This is a genomic window from Frankia sp. AgKG'84/4 (assembly GCF_023242965.2).
In the GTDB taxonomy this organism is placed as follows: domain Bacteria; phylum Actinomycetota; class Actinomycetes; order Frankiales; family Frankiaceae; genus Frankia.
Genome location: NZ_JALKFU020000597.1, coordinates 1 through 3,158, shown reverse-complemented (window position 1 = coordinate 3,158; position 3,158 = coordinate 1). Strand labels below are relative to the sequence as shown.

The window sequence follows — 3,158 nt, the reverse complement described above, 5'->3', positions numbered from 1 at the left end:
GTCCCGCGGCGGCGCGGCGCCGCCCGGGGGAGTGGGTGGCAGCGACCAGACCCGGGCCAGCGCGGTCTCGCTGGCCTGGTCGGCGCCGCCCGCGCCACCGGTGTCCCGGTCGACCAGGTGGGTGAGCAGGTCGTGGGCGGTGGGCCGGCGCGCGGGCTCTTTGTCGAGCGCCGCGTGGACGAGGCCGGCGAGGTCGGCGGGCACGCCGTCGAGGTCGGGCTCGGCGGTGAGGATCTGCATGCCGATCGCCTCGGCGCGCTCGCCGCGGAACGGCGGGTGCCCGGTGGCGCCGAACGCCACGCACGCGCCCCAGGCGAAGATGTCCGCCGGCGGGCCGGCCCGGTCGCCGCGAAGCTGCTCGGGCGCCATCCAGACCAGGGTGCCGATGAGCATGCCGGTACGGGTGTGGCTGGTGCTGTCCGCGGCGCGGGCGATGCCGAAGTCGATGACCTTCGGGCCGTCCCAGGCCAGCAGGATGTTCGCCGGCTTGAGGTCGCGATGCACCACGCCGGCCGCGTGGATATCGACGAGGGCGTCGGCGAGGCCGATCGCGAGGCCGTGGACGAGCCGGTCGTCGAGGGCGCCGCGGGTCGCGACGGCATCGCCCAGGCTGCGGCCCTCGACGAACTCGGTGGCCATCCACTGGCGCTCACCGGTGAGGTCGGCGTCGAGCACGGCCGCCACGGAGGTTCCCCGGACCCGGCGGGCGGCGGCGACCTCCTGCTGGAACCGGGACCGGAACTCCGGGTTGTCGGACAGGCCGACCGAGGGCACTTTCACGGCCGCCGGCTTGCCGTCCTCGCCGAACCCGAGGTACACCACGCCCATGCCGCCGGCGCCGATGCGGTTCGCCAGTCGGAAGGGGCCGATCCGGCGCGGATCGTCCGAGGTCAGGGGGGTCAGCACAGCGCTTCCTTTTCTGCGGGCTCACCGCCGGCGGGCGGGTGGTGCGGTGTCGGCGGGTCGAGGCGGCCGGGCGTGTCGCCGGGCGGCGACACGAGGAGGCGACCCGATTGTCCCGCGTGACGGCGAGCGCCTGTACCCGCGCGGGGCCGACTCGCTATCCGTCGATCATGTGTGTACCACGCGTGTGCGTGCACGGTGGGATGGAAGCCGGCTTCGTCACCTTTCCTGCCGATAAATAGGTCTGAATGTCACCTGTCCGCGAACGTGTGCGGTCAAACGCCGGTCCGATCCCGGCGGTCCGTGCCCGTCGGGCCGCCGGCCCCGACCCCTCCCGTCATCTCCCGTTTCCCGGGCCGTTGACCACCTGTGCGCCGGCTTCCATACGGTTGTCCGGCCAGGCCCGACCCTGGGTACGACCGGGGAACACCGCCGCGGCCGCGGCGCGTTGTCCGAACGGGAGGGACGTCAGCGTGACCAGTGTCGAACGGGTGATCCCCAAGGGGGTCCAGGGCAAGGTCGACGCGCTGCCCCGCGTCGCCGAGAGCTACGGCGGCTGGCTGGGCGCGGCTGGGCTCGCGGAGCACGCCGACGCGCAGGCCGAGCAGCTCGCCGGGCTACGCGTCCTCGAAGAGGACGACGATGAGACCACGCTTCTGCGTCCGGATGGAACCCCCGTCGACACCTGGCGGGAGAACTACCCGTACGACTCCCGCCTGGCCCGCGCCGACTACGAGCGCGAGAAGCGCCTGCTCCAGATCGAGCTGCTGAAGATGCAGTACTGGGTCAAGGAGACCGGCCAGCGCCTCGTGCTGGCCTTCGAGGGTCGCGACGCCGCCGGCAAGGGCGGCACGATCAAGCGGTTCACCGAGCATCTCAACCCCCGCGGGGCGCGGGTCGTCGCGCTGGAGAAGCCCTCGCCGCGGGAGAAGAACTCCTGGTACTTCCAGCGCTACGTCCAGCACCTGCCCGCCGCCGGCGAGATCGTCATGTTCGACCGGTCCTGGTACAACCGGGCCGGCGTCGAGCGGGTCATGGGCTTCTGCTCGCCGGAGGAGTACCGCGAGTTCCTGCGCCAGGCGCCCGAGCTGGAGCGGATGTGGACGCGCAGCGGCATCACCGTGTTCAAGCTCTGGTTCTCGGTGTCGCAGCACGAGCAGCAGACCCGGTTCATCGTCCGGCAGATCGACCCGGTGCGGCAGTGGAAGCTCAGCCCCATGGACCTCGCCTCCCTCGACCGGTGGGAGGACTACACCGATGCGAAGGAGGCGATGTTCTTCTACACCGACACGGTCGAGGCACCGTGGACGGTGGTGAAGAGCAACGACAAGAAGCGGGCGCGGCTCGAGGCCATGCGCCACGTCCTGCACGAACTGGACTACACCGGCAAGGACGCGGACGTCGTCGGCACGCCCGACCCGCTCATCGTCGGCCCCGCCGTGAACCTCCTCGAACCCGGCGAGAAGGCGGACCGCACCTTCCCCTCGCTGCACTGACATAGGTTGTCCTCTCCTCGAGAGGAGACCGAGTGAGCGCGCGATCGCCCTTTCCCCCGTTCGATGAGCGGACCGCCGTGGAGAAGGCGCGGGCGGCCGGGGACGCGTGGAACAGGCACGACCTGGAGAAGCTCTCTCTCGGTGTCCGCCCCGCGGCCGCGCGAGGCGTCGCCCTGCCGCTGGCATGAACGACCGCCCGCTCCCGGCGGGCCGGCGCGACGCCGATCCCTCGCTGGCCGCGGTGGCGGGCGCGCGGCTGCCCTCCCCGCTCGTCGAAACGGTGGACGACCGGCTCGACGCGCGGGGCGTGCGGCTGCTGCTCAAGCGGGACGACCTGATCCATCCCGACATTCCCGGCAACAAGTGGCGCAAGCTCGGCCCCAACCTGGCGCGGGCCCAGGCGCTGGGCTATCGCGGCGTGCTTACGTTCGGCGGCGCGTACTCGAACCACCTCCGGGCGGTCGCCGCGGCGGGCCGCCTGCTCGGGCTGCGCACCATCGGTGTCATCCGCGGCGAGGAGCATCGCCCGCTCAACCCGGTGCTGCGCTTCGCCGCCGACGCTGGCATGCACCTGACCTACCTGGACCGCGCCTCCTACCGGGCGGTGCGGGCGGGCACCGGGGCGGCGGTGCTCGCCCGGCTCGACGCCGAGTTCGGCCCCGCCTACCTGCTGCCCGAAGGCGCCAGCAACGCGCTCGGCGTGCGCGGCTGCGCCGAGCTGCCCGCCGAGATCAACCAGGACTTCGACCTGCTCTGCTG

Annotated in this window: 4 protein-coding genes; 3 read left to right on the top strand and 1 reads right to left on the bottom strand. The window is 72.5% G+C overall.

Annotated features, from left to right (window positions below):
- Positions 1 to 906: serine/threonine-protein kinase (locus tag MXD58_RS23750; protein ID WP_250609954.1), on the bottom strand; the 906-nt coding region annotated here is incomplete at its 3' end.
- Positions 907 to 1,376: 470 nt separating this feature from the next.
- Here MXD58_RS23750 and ppk2 point away from each other — a divergent pair.
- From ppk2 to MXD58_RS23735, 3 genes are all read left to right on the top strand, one after another.
- The gene (gene ppk2 / locus MXD58_RS23745) at positions 1,377 to 2,399 is read left to right on the top strand and encodes a polyphosphate kinase 2 (protein ID WP_248837834.1); all 1,023 of its coding nucleotides are present in this window, start codon (positions 1,377 to 1,379) and stop codon (positions 2,397 to 2,399) included.
- A gap of 32 nt (positions 2,400 to 2,431) precedes the next feature.
- The gene (locus MXD58_RS23740) at positions 2,432 to 2,587 is read left to right on the top strand and encodes a DUF1348 family protein (RefSeq protein ID WP_248837833.1); all 156 of its coding nucleotides are present in this window, start codon (positions 2,432 to 2,434) and stop codon (positions 2,585 to 2,587) included.
- The coding region (locus MXD58_RS23735; protein ID WP_374616572.1) for a 1-aminocyclopropane-1-carboxylate deaminase/D-cysteine desulfhydrase at positions 2,584 to 3,158 on the top strand (575 nt) is incomplete at its 3' end. The genes MXD58_RS23740 and MXD58_RS23735, both read left to right, overlap by 4 nt.